Source organism: Plantactinospora sp. B6F1, from assembly GCF_040120695.1.
GTDB lineage: Bacteria > Actinomycetota > Actinomycetes > Mycobacteriales > Micromonosporaceae > Plantactinospora.
Map to the genome: position 1 here is coordinate 20981 of NZ_JBEEAC010000006.1, position 19310 is coordinate 40290.

Consider the following 19310-nt stretch of genomic DNA (forward strand, 5'->3'; position numbering starts at 1 on the left):
CCCGCCGGGTGAGTTGCCGGCCGCCACCGGCAGCGGCGCCGGAGGGCTCGGCGGGGCGGTCCTGGTCAGCGGCGGATCCAGCGGGCTCGGCGCGGCGGTGGTGGCCGCGATCGCCGACTCGGGCGGTCGGCCGCTGGTGCTCGACCGGCAGGCGCCGACCGGGGCCGTGCCATGGGTGCACTGCGACCTCTCCGACACCCGGGCCGCCGAGGCGGCCACCCGGGAACTCGCCGAGCAGGCCGGCGGGCTCGCCGGGGTGGTCACCGCCGCCGGAGTCGACGTACCGGGGCGGCTGGCCGAGGTGCCGGCGCAGACCTGGGAGCGGGTCGTCACCGTCGACCTGCTGGCCACCGCCGCGGTGATCCGGGCCGCGCTGCCCTACCTGGAACGCTCGCACGGCACCGTGGTCACCGTCGCCTCGACCCTCGGTGTCAAGGCGGTCGGGGACGCGACCGCGTACTGCGCGGCCAAGTTCGGGGTGGTCGGCTTCACCAGGGCACTCGCCGCCGAACTGGCCGGGACGGTCGGGGTGACGCTGCTGGTGCCGGGCGGGATGCGTACGGCCTTCTTCGACGAGCGCGACCCGCGGTACCGGCCGGGTGCCGACGCGGTGCTGAACGATCCGGCGCACGTCGCCGACGCCGTACTCTTCGCCCTGCGCCAGCCGCCCGGGTGCGCGATCCGGGAGATGGTGGTCTGCGCCGACCGGGAAACGTCCTATCCGTGATCCTGGTGTTGCGGGCGCTCGGGGTGGGTGACCTGGCGACGGCGGTGCCGGCGCTGCGCGGGCTGCGCGGCGCGTTCCCGGAGCACACCCTGACGGTGGCCGCCCCGGGCTGGCTCACCCCACTGGTGGAGCTGGTCGGCGACGTCGACAACGTGCTGCCGACCGACGGGCTGGACCCGGTCCGCTGGGCCGGGCCGGCACCGTACTGGGCGGTCAACCTGCACGGCCGGGGGCCGCAGTCGCACCGGCTGCTCGCCTCCGCCGGTCCGCGGCGGCTCTGCGGCTTCCACTGCGCCGAGGCCGGTCACCTCGACGGCCCGTACTGGCGGGCCGAGGAGCACGAGGTACGCCGCTGGTGCCGGCTGCTGGGCTGGTACGGCGTCGAGTGCGACCCGGACGACCTGGACCTGCGCCGCCCGGCGCCCCGGCGGGTACCGGTCGGGGTGACCGTCGTGCACCCCGGCGGGAAGGGCACCGCGCGCCGCTGGTCGGCGACCCGGTTCGCCACCCTGGCCCGGGAGCTGACCCGGGCCGGGCACCGGGTGGTGGTGACCGGTTCGCCGGACGAGCGGGACCTGGTGCGGCGGGTGGCCACCGGGGCCGGACTGCCGAACACGGCGGTGCTCGCCGGTCGGCTCGGCCTGGTCGAGCTGGCCGCCGTGGTCGCGCACGCCCGCCTGGTGCTGAGTACGGACACCGGTGTCGCGCACCTGGCCACCGCGTACCGGACGCCATCGGTCGTGCTGTTCGGACCGATCCGGCCGCAGCTCTGGGGCCCGCCGCCGGACCGGCCATGGCATCGGGCCCTGCACCGCTCGCCGGGCCCGCTGCCGACGCGCCAGGCAGACCCGGACGACTCGTCCCGGGTCCATCCGGCGCTCGCGGCGATCGAGGTGGACGAGGTGTTGGCGGCCGCGGGCGAGGTCGACCGGATGGGGCGGGGCCACCGTGCGGTTACGGCGTAGCAACCTGTCGGCCCCGGGCTACGGCCGGCGCCGGCACGGTCGCGGCGTCGTCTTCCTGGACACCGACGGGCGGCCGATCCGGGACCGGGACGAGCTGACCCGGCTCCGCGAACTGGTGATCCCGCCGGCCTGGAAGGACGTCTGGATCTGTCCGCATCCGGCCGGGCACATCCAGGCGGTCGGGGTCGACACGGCCGGGCGCCGGCAGTACCTCTACCACCCGACCTGGCGGCTGCGGCGGGACCAGGCCAAGTTCGACCACGTGCTGGAGGTCGCCGCCCGGCTGCCGGTACTGCGCGAACAGGTCTGCGCCGACCTGGCCGGGCGCGGACTGCGCCGTCCCCGGGTGTTGGCGACGGTGGCCCGGCTGCTGGACATGGGCACCTTCCGGATCGGCAGCGACCAGTACGCGGCCGGCGACGACCCGACGTACGGGGTGGCGACGCTCCGACCCGAGCACACGCGTACCCGGCACGGCGCGGTGGTCTTCGAGTTTCCGGCCAAGGGTGGCATCGACCAGGTGTTGCGGATCGACGACACCGAGGCCTGCCGGGTGCTGCGGGAACTGCGCCGGCGGCGGCGGGCCGCCCAGCGACTCTTCGGGTACTGGGACGGCCGCGGCTGGCGGGACGTACGCAGCGACGAGGTGAACGAATACCTGCGGACGGCGAGTGGCGGCGAGATGACGGCGAAGGACTTCCGCACCTGGCACGCGACCCTGTGGGCGTCCCGGGCACTCGCCGAGGCGGGGCCGCAGCAGTCGGTGACCGCCCGGCGCCGGGTGATCGCCGAGGTGATGCGCCGGGTCTCCGGGCGGCTCGGCAACACCCCGGCGGTGGCTCGGGCCTCCTATGTGGACCCTCGTCTGATCGACCTCTATCGGAGCGGCACCGTCGCCGAGGTCGGCCCGGGCAGCACCGACGCCGAGGCCGAACGCGCCGTCCTGGCGCTGCTCGCCCGGTAGCGACCCGCGTCGATCGATCGGATCCACCCGCCGGGCACGCCGCGCGTCGAGCCGGCAAACGCCCCGGCCGGAAAACCCTGAGCGGCCTGCTGACGTGCCACAATGCCAGCAATCTTGGCTAGCGACGGGAGGCGCCATGAGCACGGCGGCGACGTCCTCCTCCGTATCCGGCGAGCCCGCCGCGATCTCCGCGGTGGCGCTGGTCGGTCGGGACCGTGAGCTGGCGGCGCTGGTCGAGGCGACGAGTCGGCCGCCCTCGCTCGTGGTGGTGGAGGGCGAGGCCGGCATCGGCAAGACCCGGCTGGTGGACGAGTTGCGTTCCGGTGAGCGGAACGCCCGGGCGCCGGTCGTGGTGGCGGCGTGCCGGCGGGTGAGTGACCCGTTCCCGCTGTTTCCGGTGATCGAGGCCGTTCGTCAGCTGCGGGGACCACTGCGCGGCGCCACCCTGTCCACGGTGACCGGCGCCCTGCGCCCCCTGGTGCCGGAGCTGACCGACGTGCTGCCGCCGCTGCCGGAGCCGACCTCCGACCGGCGGGTCGAGCGGCATCGCGTCTTCCGGGCGCTGGTCGAGCTGCTTCGGGCGGCGGGGCCGCTGGTGCTGGTGCTGGAGGATCTGCACTGGGCCGACGCGGACACCCCCGACTTCCTGCGCTACCTGCTGGCCGATCCGCCGCCGAAGCTGTCGCTGGTGCTGACCTACCGGGACGAGGAGGTCGCCGCGCAGGTCCGCGCGATCCCGGCCCGCCTGCCGGCGGTGGTGCACCAGGCCCACGTACGTCTGGCGCCGCTGGACGTCGCCGGCACCGGCGCCCTGGCCGCTGCCATCCTCGGCATCGACCGGATCTCCGAGGGTTTCGCCGGCTATCTCTGCGAGCGGGCCTCCGGCCTCCCGTTCGCGATCGAGGAACTGCTGGCGCTGCTCCGTGCCAAGGGCAAGATCATGTACCGGCAGCGCGGCTGGGCCCGTCGTGCGCTGGACCGCCTGGACGTACCGGCCGGGATCCGGGACCAGGTACTCGAACGGATCGGCCACCTCGCGCCCGAAACCCGGTCGGTGCTGGCCGGCGCGGCCGTCCTGCAGGGCTTCGTGCCGCTGGAGGTGCTCACCGACACCTGCCGGCTGCCCGCACCGCGGGTGTGGCGCGCGGTGGAGGAGGCGCTGGCCGCCGGGGTGCTGGCGGAGGAGGGTGACCGGGTGGGCTTCCGGCACGTGCTCGCGGCCCAGGCGGTCTACGACGCGATCCCCGAGGTCCGGCGTGCCCGGCTGCACGCCCAGGCGGCGGACGCGCTGCAACTGCTGGACCCGCCACCGCTGGGCCGGATCGCCGCGCATCTGCGCCGGGGGAGCCGGACGGATGCCTGGGTGGATGCCGCCGAGCGCGCCGCCGAGCAGGCGCTGGCGGTGGGGCACGGCGCGCAGGCCGTCCGGCTGCTGGAGGAGGTGCTCCGGGACGCACCGCTGGACGCCGACCGGGCGGGGCGGCTCGCGGTGACCCTCGGCCGCACGCTGGCCGCCGACACCAGCGGTGACGAGGAGATCGTGGACCTGCTGCTGGGGGTTCTCGACCGGGAGCTGAGCTCGCCGGTCCGGGGCGAGCTGTCCCTGTTGACCGCGATAGCGATGGACGCGGGTCGCAGCGATCTGCACCGGCAGCGGGAGTTGTGCCGGGTGGCGGTGGAGCATCTCGATCCCCACCGGCACGACCTGCGGGCCTGGGCGATGGCCTGCCTGGGAATCCCGCTCGACCTGGACGTGCCCCTGGCGGAGTACCGGGACTGGCAACAACGGGCCCTGGCCGAGCTGGCGCGGGTCGCCGTGGTGGAGGACCAGATCCGGATGCTGGGCAAGGTGGCGATGGTGCAGGTCCTCAACGGTGACCGGCAGTGGCTTGAGCTGCTGGACCGGCTCGCCCGGATCGCCGAGGCCGACCCGGGCGCGGCGCGACGGCAGCACCGGGTCGAGGCGTGGGCGTGGTACGCGATCGGGGTCGAGGCGTGTTATGCCGGCCACCACGACCGGGCCGCCGAGCTGGTCGCCCGGGCGTTGGCGTACTCCGGAGCCTGGGAGCTGCCGCAGCGCGCCGCCAGCCTGCTGTCGGCCCGGGCCCTCCTCGACTACTGCACCGGCGAGTGGGACGGCCTGCTGCCCAGGGTGGAGCGGCTCTTCGCCGAACTCGTCGACTTCGTACCGGCGCGTACCGAGGTGGAGCTGATCGCGGGTGGACTGCGGCTGGCAAGGGGTGAGTTGGCCGAGGCACGGGAACGGCTGGGTGCGCCGGCCACGGAAGGCTCGGCCGTGCTCAGCCACGGTGGCCTCGGCACCGCCGCCGCGCTTCGTCTCGCGCTCGCCGACGGCGACTCGGCGGCAGCCGCGGAGATGACCCGGCAGCAGATCGCGGTGATCCGGCGACGCGGCATCTGGGCTCCGGTTGCCCGCTGCCTGCCGGCGATGACCGAGGCGCTGGTCCTCGCCGGTGATCTGGCGGGTGCTCGGGAACTGCTCACCGAGGCGGCCGGGGAACTGCGAGCCCTGGACGTCCCGCTGGCCGGGGCTGCTCTGCGGCATTCCCGGGGAGTGCTCGCGGCGGCGTGCCGGCGGCACCGGTCCGCCGCCATCGGACTGCTCGCCGCCGCCGCCGAGTACGACCGGCTGCGCTGCCCGTACGAGGCGGCGCAGGCCTGGGAGCGGGCGGCCGGGAGTCAGTTCGCCGGCGGGGACCCGGCGGCGGCGGGTGAGTCGTTGCGTACGGCGCTGGCGACGTACCAGCGGCTGGGCGCCAGCTGGGATCTCGACCGGGCCGCCGGCTCCGCCCGCCGGTACGGAGTCGCCGTCCCGGCCCGGCACCGCCGGGGGCGGCGCGGCTATGGTGACCAGCTCTCGCCGCGCGAGCGCGAGGTCGCGGCGCTGGTGGCCGACGGCCGGACCAACCAGGAGATCGCGGACGCGCTGTACCTGTCGGTCAGTACCGTCGAGAAGCACGTCGCGGCGGTGACCCGCAAGCTCGATGCGGGATCCCGCCGGCAGGTCCGGGACCGGATGCGCGGCGCACCCGCCACCGTTGGTGGTACGCCGACCAATTAGTTGGCGGTCTTCCCGCCATTGCTACGCCGCGTTGACCTGCGCACGCTGCAAGCGTGAATGCCGGAGCATCCCCGCCCGACGTCGACCCGGACCCGAAGCCGGCCCCGAAGCCGAAGCTGGCCCCGGAGCCGAATCCGAATCCGGACCCAGGGCCGAAGCTGGCCCCGAATCCGAATCCGGACCCAGGGCCGAAGCTGCCCCCGGCCCCGGAGCCGAATCCGAATCCGGGTCCTTCACCGTCTGCGGTCACCGCCGCCGTCGACGACGACGACGATCCGACGGAGAAGCCCCAAAGTGGACAGACTGACGAAGACTGGCTGCCGTTGTGAGCGATCGGGAATCTGACCGCTCCTGCTCGCCAGCGACCCCTGGCACGCGGGCACGGCGGAGGCGGCCGGGACGGCGGGGGATCACAATCCGCGGCACACAGATCAGGTAGGAGAGCAGATGCACCCATACCGTCGATATACCGCTTTCGCCACGGCCCTGCTCGTGGCGCTGCCGCTGGCGGTGGCCAGCGCCCCGGCGAACGCCGAACCACCCGCAGCCCGGCCGGTCATCCCGGCACTGCGGGAGCTTGCCGGCGGCGCACCGCAGGTCCACGACATCACGCTGGTCACCGGCGACCGGGTGCAGGTGACGATCCCCGCCTCCGGCAAGCCCCAGGTCGAGACGGAGGTGTCGGCCCGCCCGGACGGCCGGCAGGTCCTCGTCCGGGCGCTGGTCGACCAGGACAACCTCTACGTGCTGCCGTCGGACGCGGCGGAGCTGGTCGCGGCCGGGCGGCTGGACCGGCGGCTCTTCGACGTCCGCCGGTTGATCGCGGAGAACCGCACGGACGGCTCGGCGGCCACCGTGCCGGTCGTCGTCGGCTATCAGGGGGCTGGCCCGGACCTGCGGTCGGCCCGTTCCAGGGCGACGGCCGAGAAGACGTTGCGGGCCAGGGCGGACGAACTGCCGGGCAGCCGGGAGGTGCGGGCCCTCGACAGCATCAACGGTGCCGCGCTGGACGTGGCGAAGAACGAGGCGGCAGCGTTCTGGGCGCAGGTGTCGCCCAGGCCGGGGCAGCTCGGTGCCGGCCTGGACCGGCTGTGGCTGGACGGCACGGCCCGGGTGTCGCTGGACGTCAGCGTCCCGTTGACCGGTGCGCCGCAGGCGTGGGCGGCTGGCTTCGACGGCACCGGGGTCAGGGTCGGGGTATTGGACACCGGCATCGACGCCCAGCACCCGGACCTCGCCGGCAAGGTGGTGACGAGCCAGAGCTTCGTGCAGGGGCAGACGGTCGCCGACGGCCACGGGCACGGTACTCACGTCGCGGCCACCATCGCCAGCACCGGCGACAGCTTCCGGGGCATGGCACCCGGAGCGAACCTGCTGGTCGGCAAGGTCTGCAACGACGGCGGCAACTGTTACGACTCGGACGTGATCGCCGGGATGGAGTGGGCCGCCGCCGACCAGGACGCCGACATCGTCAGCATGAGCCTCGGCGGTGACCCCACCGACGGCACCGACCCGGTGAGCATGGCTGTCAACACCCTCACCGCCAGCACCGGTGCCTTGTTCGTGATCGCTGCCGGCAATGAGGGAGCGCCCCGCAGCGTCGGCTCGCCCGGGGCGGCCGACGCGGCGCTGACCGTGGCGGCGGTGGACAAGTCCGGCCAGCTCACCAACTTCTCCAGCAACGGTCCCCGGCTCGGGGACTACGCGCTCAAGCCGGAACTGGCCGCGCCGGGCTTCGAGATCGTCGCGGCCAAGCCGGGCGGTGGCCACCAGCCGATGTCGGGCACCTCGATGGCCACCCCGCACGTGGCGGGCGCCGCGGCGATCCTGGCCCAGCAGCACCCGGACTGGACCGCGGCCCAGCTCAAGGCGGCGCTGATCGGTACGGCGAAGGACGACCGCTTCACCGTCTACCAGACCGGCTCCGGCCAGCTCGACGTGGCCGCCGCCGTCCGGTCGACGGTGGTCCCGACGACCTCGGCGGCGGACTTCGGTCGGCTCAGGTACCCCCAGCAGGGCTCCGCCAGCCGCACGGTGACCTACCGCAACACCGGATCCGAGCCGGTGACGCTCGCCCTTACGGCGGCCCTGGCGAATCCGGACGGCGCGGCACCGGCCGGCATGCTGACGGTGACGCCGTCCAGCGTGCAGGTGCCGGCCGGCGGCACCGCCGACGTGACGGTGGCGCTCGACACGGAGAAGGGTACGGCCGGGCTCTACTCCGGCCAGATCGTCGCCACGGCCGGCGACCTGACCCTGCGGACGCCGGTCGGCGCCTACAAGGAGTCGCTGGGTCACGACCTGACGGTGAAGGTGGTGGACCGGACGGACGCCGCCGCCGTGGCGCGGGGCTCGGTCATCATCCGGCGGACCGACGTGGACACCGGCGAGTGGATCATCCTGCCGGCGGCCGCGACAGTGAGCGAACACCTGGACGAGGGCGTCTACGCGGTGACCTCGGTCGCCCTCTTCGACTACGACACCAACGAGTTGAACAACGCGGTGGCGCTCGCCGACCCGCAGGTGGAACTCTCCGCCGACACCACGATCACGCTCGACATGAACCGGGCCGTACCGATGGAGGTCCGCACGGACCGGCCGACCGAGGAGTACGGAGTCAGCTTCAACTTCTGGCACCAGGTGGACGGTTCACCGATGGGCTTCGGCGAGGTGACCGGACAGGCGCCCTACGGCGTCAAGGGCTGGGCGCTGCCGACCGAGCGGGTCACGGTCGGGAAGTTCTTCTTCGAACACGGGCACCTGCTCGGTACCCCGGTGCTCACCGCCCGGGTTCCGGAGCTGAAGGGACAGGGCAACCTGCATCCGCGATACCAGCACTACTCGGCGAGCGTGCAGCGGCTGGACGGCAAGGGCCGGTTGCCGATCGTCGATGTCGGCGCGGGCGAGGAGGCGGACTTCGCCCGGGCCAAGGTGCGCGGCAAGGTCGCGCTACTGGCCGTCGGTGACCGGTCGGTCGTCCCGTCCCTCGGCGCCGAGAGCGTACTCCCGGCGCTGAACCGGGCCGCGCGGGCCGGCGCCGCCGCGGTGCTCGCCTACGGCAACGAGGGGATGCCCCGGCTGACCGGATTCCAGTTGCCGTACAGCGTCTTCCCGCTGCCCACCATCGCGGTCCCGGCGGCGGAGGGGAAGGCGATCCAGGCCCGGCTGGCCGGGGGCAAGGGGGCCAGGGGCAACGGACCGGCCAGAGGCAAGGCCACCTTCCACTACCACGGCCAGCCGTCCATCCCGGACGTCTACACGCTGTCCTACCTGGAGCAGAACCAGATCCCCCGCTCCCTGACCAACCGGGTGCGGGACAGGGACCTGGTGAACCTCCGGCAGGAGTACCACGCCGACCGGCCGGTCGCGCAGGAGCTGGGGGCGCTGCCGTCCTGGCCGACCCTGGTCCCGGTCGACGCCCTCGCCTCGTCCTTCTCCCTGCTGACCCTGGAGGAGACGGTCGGACCGACCGCCCGCACCCAGCACATCGGGCCGGTCTCCGACACCACCCTCTGGTTCCGCCGGGTGGTCACCGCCGACCTGGCGGAGTGGCTGGTCAAGGGCCCCGGTCACCAGCCCTGGTACCAGCTCGGGGGGATGTACGACTACCAGGTCTTCACCCGGCCGCACAACGGGGTGGAAACCTGGGGCGAGGGACCCACCCCGCCGAGCTCACTGGCTGTTGACCAGCAGACGATGGCCGTACTGTCAGAGGGTCCGCCGTGCGCCGTCTGCCGGTACACCGGGTGGTTCTCCGGCGACATGATGCCGATCTTCACGATGACCGCCGACGAGGACGGACACTACGACCAGCCGACCACCTACTCGAACTCGAAGGAGTTCGAGGGCATCGAAGGGGTCGACGAGATCCACCTCTACGCCGACGGCGTGGAGCTGCCCCAGCAGAGCCTGGTCGGGATCCCGGGCATGATGCCGTACTACGAGCTACCCGACCGACCCACCTCGTACCGGATGACCCAGCACTTCGAGGACATCTCGCCGCACGGTGGGTACGGCACCAAGGTGGACAGCGAGTGGGTCTTCCGGTCGCAGACTCCGGATGGCAAGGAGATCCCGCGCGGCTACGACGGGCTCGACCTCTGCGTGGACAAGTGTGGCGTGCAACCGCTGATCTTCCTGCGGTACGACCTCGACCTCAACCTCGACAACCGGTTGCCGGCTGGTCGCAAGCACGTGTTCACGGTCGAGCCCTATCGGCAGCCGACCACCGCAGCGCTGCCGAAGATCGCCGGCCTGAGGATGGAGGCGAGCTACGACGACGGCCGGACCTGGACGAAGCTGCACGTCAGGCAGCTGCCGGACGGGACGTACCGGGTCCAGGCGGACCACCCGAGGCGGCCGGGCTCGGAGACCGTGAAGTTGCGGACCGAGGCGTGGGACGCCGCGGGTAACCGGATCGTGCAGACGCTGCACAACGCCTACGGGTTGACCACCCGACGCTGATCGCTCGCAAGAAAGGGGAAGCCGCCCACTCAAGGGCCTGCCGCCCGTCACGCCGCGCCCAGAGCGCGACGTGGCGGGCGGCGTGCTGTGCCCTGCGCCGTTTGTGGGTCTGGCTCGGCCGCTCGCGGGCCTGCCTGGCCGGCTCGGCGGTTGTGCCGGTGCCTGTGTCGGTGCATGGATTGAAGCCTGCGCCCAGTGATGGAACAATCACACCGCGCCACGGATTGGGTTTCGATCGCCGGGTACGTCCGATAAGGAGTTGGAATGAACCATGCCCTCAAAGTCGCGATGGCCGAAACCGGTCAGACGGCCGAATCGCTCGCGGGTCAGATCGGCGTGGACCCCAAGACGGCGGCACGGTGGGTGACCCCTGGACGGATTCCGCAGACTCGACATCGTGCCCAGGTCGCGGCGGCCGTCGGCCGGGACATAGGGGACCTTTGGCCGGACGTACTGCGCCGCCGCGAGCCGGTCTGGCTGCGCGAGTGGCTCGAAATCGAACGGGAGGCGCGGCTGCTCCGCTGGTTCGAGCCGGCACTGGTGCCCGGCCTGTTGCAGACCGAGGCGTACGCGCGGGCGGTGCTCGGCTGGGGCGGCCTGATGACCGCCGACGAGGTGGAGCAGCGCACCCAGTCCCGGATGGAGCGGCAGGGCATCCTCGCCGGCTCGAAGCCGCCACAGTTCTTCGTCATGGTCGACGAGGCGGTGCTGCGCCGCTGCGTCGGCGGCCCGGCGATCATGGCCGAGCAGTGCGAACGCCTCGTCCAGTTCGCCGAGCGCCCGCACATCCACATCCAGGTCGTCCCCGCCACCGCCGGGGGACACGTCGGCCTCGCCGGAGGATTCATCCTGGCCAAGGGACCGTCCGGGGCGGCGGCGCACCTGGACAACCGGCTACGCGCGCACGTGGTCAGCCAGCAGGACGAGATTGATACCCTCGAAGAGGCGTGGGAGGCCATTCGGGCGGTAGCCCTGCCCACCGAGCAGACCCTCGGACTGATCAAGGAAGTGGCGGCGACATGGCAGACCTGACCGGTGCCATCTGGCGGAAGTCGACCCGCAGCAGCAACGGCGGATCCACCTGCGTCGAGGTGGCGAAGAACCTTCCCGACATCGTCGGCGTGCGGGACAGCAAGGACCCGGCCGGACCGGTGCTGACCTTCGGCCCGACGGCCTGGCGCGCGTTCGTCCGCGACGTCACGCCCCGCTGACCGCAGCAGCACCCGTGCCCCGTACCGTCGCGGTACGGGGCACCGCCGTACCCGGCACTCAGTCGTTGAGTACGTGCGCCAGCTCGTCGCGGAAGCGCCGCTCCGACTCGGTCACCTCGTCGCCGCCGAGCCCCAGCACCCCACCGGTCGACGCGGCGGTCACCACGTACTCGGCGATGGTCAGAAGCCAGTGCCGGTACGCCCCGGCCTCGCCCTCGGAGACCCGGCCGGCGAGCAGCTTCGAGGCGCTCCGCGCCCGGCTCAGCACGTCGGCGATCAGCGCCTTCGGGTCGTCCGGTTCGATCACCGGCAGTTCCTCGCCCACCTCCGGGTCACCGATGCGGATGATCAGCTCTCCGGCGACGGCGGCGACCAGCGGGCTGGCCGACTCCCGTCCGGCGGCGATCCTCTCCAGCCCGGCGGCGTTCTCCGTCCGGGTCCGACGGCCACCGTCCGACTCGGCGGCGCTCGCCGCGGTCAGCACCGACTGCGGCAGGCCGACCAGCAGACCCCACTCGTCGTCGGAGAATCCGAACTCGCTCGCATACAGCGGTTGCTCGGTCACGGCAACCTCCCTCCACTGAGAACAAACCATCACATCCCACGGCACGGCGGGCCCGAGGGCAAACCGAATCGCCGTACGACGTCCCGGGCGTCCCGGCGTCCTGTGCTCCGTACCCCGAGACACCGCAGCTCAGTCGTCAATTGGCTCCAGCAGGCCCTGCTCGCTGACCACCGGCACCGACAGCGTCTTGTAGCCCACCTCGTCGAAGAGCACCGTCATCCGGTCACCCTCGTAGCTGAGTACCATTCCGGAACCCCACTCGGTGTGCCGGACCGTGCTGTGCACCGGGAAGGGTTCGCTGGCTTTGGAGGCGTTTCGGGCAGCACGCCGGCCGGGGCGGCGCCGTTTCGTGCCGGTGCCGTTCGACCCGGTGCCGTTCGACCCGGTGGCGTCCAAGCCGGTGGCGTCCCGTCCGGCGTGGCAGTTGTCGCAGTGACCGCAGGGCTTCGGCAGCCGCTCGCCGAAGTACGCCAGCAGGGTCTGCCCCCGGCAGCTCCGGGTCTCGGCGAACGCCCGCATCATGTCGGTACGCGAGCGTTGCACCGTCTGCTGCCGTTCCGTCTCGGCCAGCGCGGCGGTGGCCGCGTCGACGGGCTTCGGGGCGTACCGGGGGCTGCCGAGCCGGTTGTCGGCCCGGGTGTCGGCGGCGCCCACCTGTTCCAGCAGGGCGAGGAGCTGGCCGAGCTTGCGGGCACCGAGCCCGGTCCGCTCGCGCAGCGCCTTCCGGGTGGTCGGCCCCTCCCGGAGCAGCGCGGCGAGGTCACGCAGCTCCTCCGGGTCCGGGGTGCCGCCGTTGAAGTACCGGCGCAGCCCGACGTCCTCGGCCCGCCAGAGCAGCAGCGCGCGGGCCGGCTCGCCGTCCCGCCCGGCCCGGCCGATCTCCTGGAGGTAGCTGTCCGGCGCGTCCGGCAGCGCCATGTGCGCCACCCAGCGGATGTTCGGCTTGTCGATCCCCATCCCGAACGCCGAGGTGGCGACCATGATCGGTACCCGGTCGGCGAGGAACTCCTCGTGCAGGTCCTCGCGGGCCCCGGCCGGCATCCCGCCGTGGTAGTACTTCGCCGGGAAGTCGGCAGCGGTCAGCCGCTCGGCCAACTCCTCGGCGGCCCGGCGGGTCGGCACGTAGACGATCCCGGGCGGGGACTCGGCGCGGAGCAGCGCGAGCAGCCGCCGCCACCGGTAGTCCTCGGTGGCGCAGTTCGCCACCTCCAGGAACAGGTTGGCGCGGTCCAGCCCGGAGACCACCACCCGGGGCTTGCGCAGGCCGAGCCGGCTGACGATGTCGTCCCGGACCGGCGGCGACGCGGTGGCGGTCAGCGCGACCACCGGCGGGCGGCCCAGCTCCCGGATCAGGTGCCCCAGCGCCAGGAAGTCGGGACGGAAGTCGTGCCCCCAGGCCGAAATGCAGTGCGCCTCGTCGACCGCGACCAGGGCCGGGCGCAGCGCGCGTACCTCGGCCAGCCGGTCCGGGTTGCTGAGCTGTTCGGGGGTGGTGAAGAGGAACCGGGCCCGGCCGGACCGGATCTCGTCCAGGGCGGCGGTCTGCTGCCCGGGGCTCTCCGCCGAACTGATCCGTACCGCGCGCAGCTCCGGTCGGCCACGGTCGTTGAGCGCGGTGATCTGGTCCTGCTGGAGGGCGAGCAGAGGCGAGATCACCACCGTCGGTCCGGGCAACAGCGTCGCCGGTACCTGGTAGACGGCCGACTTTCCGGCCCCGGTCGGCAGTACGACGAGAGCGTCCCGGCCGCGCATCAGCGCACGCATCGCGGTGAGTTGGTCGGGGCGCAGCGATCGCCAACCGAACCGGTGCCGTGCGGTACGGCGGAGCCGGCTGGCGTGCAGGGGTGTCAGCTTCATCGGTCGCCGGTGGTACCCAGCGCATCCCACACCGAAACGACGGCCGCGCCGCCGGCCGGCGGCCGGCATCGGCTCGGCCGGTCCGGGGGTGCGTCGCGGGGCGTGTGGGAGTAGGTCGACGGTCGGGTGATGTGTTTTGAACGGGTGGTGCTGGCGAGGGATTGCCGGCACCACCCGTTCGGTTTCATTGCTGGCTGGGTGTCAGCCGATGGTCTTGGCATCAGTAAGGGCTTGATCGTGGTAGGAGGTGTCGTCTGTATCGTCGCGTCCGCTGGCGCTTGCACCGTCGTCGCCGGAGCGGCCCTTGTTGGCGGCGTTCTCGTGGACGGTTACAAAAACGACTGGGATCTTTCCGAAATGAACTGGCGCGGGCACATTACTGACGCTGCCTTCATTATCGCCGGTGCTGGACTGGCTCGGGCGGCGGCTGGATCCGGACGTGCGTACCTGCGGGACACCCCCTGGAAATTCAACCCGGGCCTAGCCGAGAAGATGCCGACTCGCACGACTGTGATGGGCAACGCGGTCAGGGCCAGGGCCCCAATATCGGTGATCAACGCAGGGTACGTAACGGATGATGTAATTCACTCAATTCCGGCTCTGAGTTATGCGTCCACTAGGTCCAAGCAGCTGATCAACACCTTCGATCCGGTTGCTACACTTCCAGCTCTGTCTGGTAACGCGAACATGTGGGCCGCGACCAACGGCCCTGACCGTTGGTGACGATGGGATGGCAATGAGGAGTTGGACCAACTGGGCGGGTGGGCTCCTGCTCTGTCTGCTCTGCGTCTTTATGATGGTGATGTTCAGCCTGAATCCGGCGAACAGCTGGGCCGAGCTCGTGACTGTCGCCACGTTCCTCACCGTCGTCTGCTATCTTATAGCGCTGTTTACGATGTTCTCTTATGTAGAAGCGACTGCCGTCGGCCTGGTAGTCGTTAATCCAGGATCGACTCACCGCATTTCTTGGGGAGAAGTCAGTGGGGTTTCGACTGAGCGGGGTCTCGTCGTCAGGACCGAAGGGGGCAGTGAAATTGACTGCTACGCCTTCCAGGCGTCGCTTGTCGGACGTGTTTTGGGCTATCCTGGGGCACGCCGGGCAGCGCGTAAGATAGAACGGGCCCGGGCTGGAGAAGTCGTTCCGGCGCTGGCTGGCGGTGGTGCTGTTCCCGCGTTCCCATGGCGGCGCCATACGTATTGGATCCTCGGCATCTGGGTTATGCTGGCGCTGCTGATTCCTGCGCTAGTGCCCTTCCCCTCGTAGCGTGGAGGCCAGAACCTGAGAAATAGTACTCCAGTCGCACTTGTTGGATCGAGGTTCCGGCAGTTTACAGGCCATTTGGGCGGCGTTCGTCGCTAGAAATTCAAAATGAATCTCGATGTGCGAGCTGCATGAACTCGCATTTGCTGTGTGTCGCTTTCGGTGGTGACGGAGAGTGCTGCTGTCCGAGGAGGATGCGGTGGCGGAGCAGGGTGAAGCCTGCTCGTTCGTGCATTTGGCGTGCGATCCGTTTGGTCTTGGTGTTGACGCCTTCGGTGGGGCCGTTGCTGTACGGAAGCGTGAGCGCGGCGTTCACAGCGTCGCGGTCCTGTTCCAGGCCTCGGATGAAGGCGTGCAGGTGGGGTAGATCGGCCGCGTGGACCGGGGCGATCCAGAGCGAGAGCCTGTCGGTGTTTCCCGCTTTGGGCGTCAGGAGTTCGGCGAAGCCGGCGACAACGGCGGCCAGGTGGGTCATCTCGGGGCAGGCCGCAGTGAGCCGTGCCAGAAGATCTCGGGGTCGTCACGTGTGAATTGCGTGAGGTCCGTGGGGCTCGGAGGTCAACGCCTCTTAGTGTTGCCTAACGCGCGATGAGTTTGGCGTGCTCGTTAGTGGCTCGCCACGACCTCGGACCGTTCCACCGTAGGTGTCCGTCGACGCTGAACGTTCCTGTTTGGAGCAGCGCCGGCCGGGTGGGGTTTGTAGCCTTGGAGCAAACGTGAGGATGTGAAGATGTCGACGCTGGCAACTGTTACCGGGCTCGTCATGGGAGGCGGCCTCGTCGGCGCGGGCCTCACGATCGTGTTGACCGGTCATATGCCGGATTTTCCTGGCCCGATCCGCCATGCCGGCGCGATGTTCGCGCTTCCTGGTCTGGGACTCCTGCTGATTCAGGGCATGGGACACGGGAGCGGTGTGCTGGCGCTGATCTGTGGGCTTGCGGCGTTCGCGTCCTTCGGCTGGGGCACGTGGCTCGGCTTCCGGTACCTCCCGCTGGTCTTGGCCAGGAGCCGCGATCGGAAGGGGCGAGCTGACCGGCGGCGAGGCGATCGCGGACCTGGTGGTGTTGCGGCAGGAGCCAGGCCTGCTCGGGACGATAGCCTCTGACGCCACCGCGTGGCGGATCCTCGACGGTATCGACGAGGCGGCCCTGCAGCGGCTTCGGGCCGCTCGCGCCGTCGCCCGGGAACTGGCCGGAGGTAGCAGGGCGGGCATGACCTGTCCGAATGGTCATCGAGGTTCTCTAGGCCTTGTTGATCGTCCGAGGTGATCGATCGAGGCGAGCTTGCCGAGGCGTCGTTGCCGTCGGGTGGCGGTGGTAGGTGCTTCGATCCAGGTCACCATCGCCAAGTGCTGATCCGCCCCGGCTTTGGTAGCGGCTACTTTAGCGGCGGCCGAACATCGAGCGCAGCGCGGCGAGCAGCAGCACGGTACCGAGGATGGCGCCGACGATCCGGACGCCCGGGATGTCGAACCAGCTCGTCTCCTGGGCCGCGAGCAGGCGCTGCGGCAGTTCGCTGAGCCGTGCCGTGGTCTCCGGGATGCTGGACTGCATTCCAGCACTGTCGCACGTCGTCCCGGTCAGCTCCCAGCGACGCAGCCGTTCCGGCTAATAGGAAGGTTTCTTGACTATTTGCTGAGGTGGTGTGACCATGGCTGCACCCGCCACTACCAGGGATGGCGGCCGTCCACAGTAGATGCGGGGGAACCGGCGGGATGAGCGGAACGACGGACAACCTGTCCAGCCTGGCGGCGGCGGTGCTCCAGCCCGGGTTCGTCGGCACCAGCCGGCCGCCGGACTGGGTGCGCCGGTGGCTCGGTGAAGGGCTCGGCGGGGTGGTCCTGTTCGCCCGCAACGTGGTCGACACAGAGCAGGTCGCCGCGCTGACCGACGCGATGCGGGCGGAACGGCCGGACGTGCTGGTGGCGATCGACGAGGAGGCCGGCGACGTCACCCGGCTGGAGTCCCGGCTGGGCAGCTCCCGGCCGGGCAACCTGGCGCTCGGCGCGATCGACGATCCCGAGCTGACCGAGGCGGTCGCCCGCGACCTCGGCGCCGAGCTGGCCGCCGCCGGCATCACCCTGAACTATGCCCCGGACGCCGACGTGAACGCCAACCCCGACAACCCGGTGATCGGCGTACGGTCCTTCGGGGCCGATCCGGGGCTGGTCGCCCGGCACACCGCCGCCTGGATACGCGGCCTCCAGTCGGCCGGGGTCGCCGCCTGCGCCAAGCACTTCCCCGGGCACGGGGACACCAGCGTCGACTCGCATCTCGACGTACCCCGGATCGCGGTCTCCCGGGCCCGACTCGACGCCTGCGAGCTGCCGCCGTTCCGGGCCGCGATCGACGCCGGGGTGCAGGCGGTGATGACCGGCCACCTGCTGGTCCCGGCGGTCGACGAGGAGTGGCCAGCGACGCTGAGCCGGCGGGTGCTGACCGACCTGCTCCGCGAGGAGCTGGGCTTCCAGGGTGTGGTGGTGACCGACGGCATCGAGATGCGCGCGGTCGCCGACCGGTACGGCTTCACCGGAGCGACCGTCCGGGCCCTGGTCGCCGGGGCCGACGCGATCTGTGTCGGGGGCGAGCACGCCGACGAGGCGGACGCCCTGCGGCTGCGGGACGCGATCGTCGACGCGGTGCTCGCCGGGGTGTTGCCGGAGGAGCGCCTGGTCGAGGCGGCCAAGCGGGTCGGTGAGCTGGCCGAGTGGAGCAGTGCCGCCCGGACGCACCGCGCCGGATGGACACCCGCCGGTCCGGACGGCTCCCCGCTGGGCCTGGCCGCCGCCCGGCGGGCGGTCCGGGTCAGCCACGGCGCCGGCCCGGCCGTGCTGCCGTTGACCGGCCCGGCCCAGGTGCTGGAGTTCGAGCCGCCCCGGAACATCGCGATCGGTGCCGAGACGCCGTGGGGCGTGGGTGCCCCGTTGGCCGCCCTGCTCCCCGGCACCACGACGGTACGGCTGGCCGCCGACGACCTGAGCACCGAGCATGCCCCGCCGGCCGGGGCGCTCACCGCGGCGGCCGGGCGGCCACTGGTGCTGGTCGTCCGCGACCTGCACCGGCACGACTGGATGACGGCGGCGGTACGCCGGATCCTGGCCGACCGTCCGGACGCCGTGGTGGTGGAACTCGGGCTGCCCTCGATGGTCATCGGCCGGGTGCACCTGGCCACCTACGGCGCCACCCGCGCCGCCGGCCGGGCCGCAGCCGAGGTGCTCGCCGGTCGGGCCGCCGCCGAGCTGCTCACCGGCAGGTCCTGATCGGACGGTCGGGTCGACCGCGTCCGGATCGAGGTCGGACAGCACCAGCAGCCCGCTATTCGTACCATCGCTGTCACAAAGGGTGCCCCCACGTTCACGCCGAGTCGCTGTATCGTTCGTCCGGTGACCCCTCGCTGGCAGCGGGCCGCCCTCACCCAGTCCTGGACCCGGTGGCTACCCTGCGCCTTCGTCTACCTCACCCTCGTGCCGGGGGAGTCCCAGTTTCCCCGGTCGGCCTGGTCGGCGATCGTCCCGTGGGAGGGCTCGGCGTGGTGTGATCCCGGCAGCGTCGACGATTGGGTGGCGCGGGCCCGCCGCCGTCGCGCCGGCCGGGACGCCGAGGACGCCGAGCTGCACGCCCGGCAGCACTACGCCTGGATGGTCCGGATCCGCGCCACCCGGATCGAGGTGTTCGCCGAGATGTGCCGGCGGCGTGACCTGCCGGTCCCGCACACCGTCGGTGAGCTACTGCTCTGCCTGGCGGAGTTCGGCCTCTTCGAGCTGACCGATCTCGACGGTGACGATCCGTGGGTCACGCCCCGGCTGGACCGCGATCCGCTGGAACTGCTGCCGCTGACCGAGGCGGAGCGGGAGCTGGAGGTGCGGGCCCAGCGGGACGACCAGGCCGTGCTGGTGGCCATCGCGATTCGCCGGCTGGCCCAGCGCACCCGGCGGCGATGGCGACGCCGCGTGGTCAGTACCAGCCTGACCAGCCTGGCCGGCGCGGCCGGCGTCACCGAGGAGCAGGCCCGGCGCTCGCTCGCCGATCTCGGTCAGATCGCCGAGCTGGTCGTCGACGACGGTCGTGGTGGCGACTGGCTGCGGCTCAGCGTGCCCTGGCCGGACTTCCGGCTCCGCTTCCCGTTCACCGAGCTACCCGCCCCGGAACACGCGATCTGAACCGATCTGGACCGCCCGGTCAGGGAACGAGTTCGGACGGTCACGGGACGGGTGC

Annotated in this window: 14 protein-coding genes and 1 pseudogene; 11 read left to right on the forward strand and 4 right to left on the reverse strand. The window is 71.7% G+C overall.

Going from position 1 to position 19310, the window contains the following annotated elements; genetic code table 11:
• Positions 1–13: 13 nt before the first annotated feature.
• From ABNF97_RS10795 to ABNF97_RS10825, 7 genes are all read left to right on the forward strand, one after another.
• On the forward strand, positions 14–727 hold the full coding sequence (locus ABNF97_RS10795) for an SDR family NAD(P)-dependent oxidoreductase (RefSeq protein ID WP_130465563.1): 714 nt from the start codon (positions 14–16) through the stop codon (positions 725–727).
• Positions 724–1692 (forward strand): glycosyltransferase family 9 protein, encoded by a 969-nt coding sequence (locus ABNF97_RS10800; RefSeq protein ID WP_130460382.1) that lies wholly within the window; start codon positions 724–726, stop codon positions 1690–1692. Before ABNF97_RS10795 ends, ABNF97_RS10800 begins: the two co-directional genes overlap by 4 nt.
• Entirely contained in the window at positions 1676–2656 is a 981-nt protein-coding gene (locus ABNF97_RS10805) for a DNA topoisomerase IB (protein ID WP_349338441.1), read from the forward strand. Before ABNF97_RS10800 ends, ABNF97_RS10805 begins: the two co-directional genes overlap by 17 nt.
• A gap of 136 nt (positions 2657–2792) precedes the next feature.
• Entirely contained in the window at positions 2793–5738 is a 2946-nt protein-coding gene (locus ABNF97_RS10810) for an ATP-binding protein (protein WP_349338442.1), read from the forward strand.
• A 447-nt stretch (positions 5739–6185) separates the two neighbouring features.
• Positions 6186–10202, forward strand: a complete 4017-nt coding sequence (locus ABNF97_RS10815) for a S8 family peptidase (RefSeq protein ID WP_349338443.1) — start codon at positions 6186–6188, stop codon at positions 10200–10202.
• 264 nt (positions 10203–10466) lie between these two features.
• The gene (locus ABNF97_RS10820) at positions 10467–11234 is read left to right on the forward strand and encodes a Scr1 family TA system antitoxin-like transcriptional regulator (RefSeq protein WP_130460378.1); all 768 of its coding nucleotides are present in this window, start codon (positions 10467–10469) and stop codon (positions 11232–11234) included.
• Positions 11222–11413, forward strand: coding sequence for a DUF397 domain-containing protein (locus ABNF97_RS10825; RefSeq protein WP_130460377.1), 192 nt, complete (start codon positions 11222–11224; stop codon positions 11411–11413). The genes ABNF97_RS10820 and ABNF97_RS10825 overlap by 13 nt, the downstream gene beginning before the upstream one ends.
• 58 nt (positions 11414–11471) lie before the next feature.
• On the opposite strand, the gene ABNF97_RS10830 is transcribed toward ABNF97_RS10825, so the two are convergent.
• Together ABNF97_RS10830 and ABNF97_RS10835 are read right to left on the reverse strand one after the other, a co-directional pair.
• Positions 11472–11978, reverse strand: coding sequence for a hypothetical protein (locus ABNF97_RS10830; RefSeq protein WP_130460376.1), 507 nt, complete (start codon positions 11976–11978; stop codon positions 11472–11474).
• 129 nt (positions 11979–12107) lie between these two features.
• A complete protein-coding gene (locus ABNF97_RS10835; protein WP_349338444.1) occupies positions 12108–13835 on the reverse strand; it encodes a RecQ family ATP-dependent DNA helicase in 1728 nt (575 codons plus the stop codon).
• Positions 13836–13964: 129 nt separating this feature from the next.
• On the opposite strand from ABNF97_RS10835, the gene ABNF97_RS10840 reads away from it, so the two are divergent.
• Positions 13965–14558: a hypothetical protein gene (locus ABNF97_RS10840; RefSeq protein WP_207230373.1), complete on the forward strand. Its 594-nt coding sequence runs from the start codon at positions 13965–13967 to the stop codon at positions 14556–14558.
• 722 nt (positions 14559–15280) lie between these two features.
• Here the strand turns inward: ABNF97_RS10840 and ABNF97_RS10845 are convergent.
• Positions 15281–15610, reverse strand: a pseudogene (locus ABNF97_RS10845) (transposase); the annotation flags it as partial.
• A gap of 216 nt (positions 15611–15826) precedes the next feature.
• Here ABNF97_RS10845 and ABNF97_RS10850 point away from each other — a divergent pair.
• Complete coding sequence (locus ABNF97_RS10850) at positions 15827–16201, forward strand: hypothetical protein (RefSeq protein ID WP_130460372.1); 375 nt, start codon at positions 15827–15829, stop codon at positions 16199–16201.
• Between the two features lie 277 nt (positions 16202–16478).
• Here ABNF97_RS10850 and ABNF97_RS10860 read toward each other — a convergent pair whose 3' ends face one another.
• Entirely contained in the window at positions 16479–16649 is a 171-nt protein-coding gene (locus tag ABNF97_RS10860) for a hypothetical protein (protein WP_165436556.1), read from the reverse strand.
• Positions 16650–16810: 161 nt separating this feature from the next.
• Between ABNF97_RS10860 and ABNF97_RS10865 the strand changes: the two genes are divergently transcribed.
• Positions 16811–18355: a glycoside hydrolase family 3 protein gene (locus ABNF97_RS10865; protein WP_349338445.1), complete on the forward strand. Its 1545-nt coding sequence runs from the start codon at positions 16811–16813 to the stop codon at positions 18353–18355.
• A gap of 123 nt (positions 18356–18478) precedes the next feature.
• Complete coding sequence (locus tag ABNF97_RS10870) at positions 18479–19255, forward strand: DUF6042 family protein (protein ID WP_349338446.1); 777 nt, start codon at positions 18479–18481, stop codon at positions 19253–19255.
• Positions 19256–19310 lie beyond the last annotated feature (55 nt).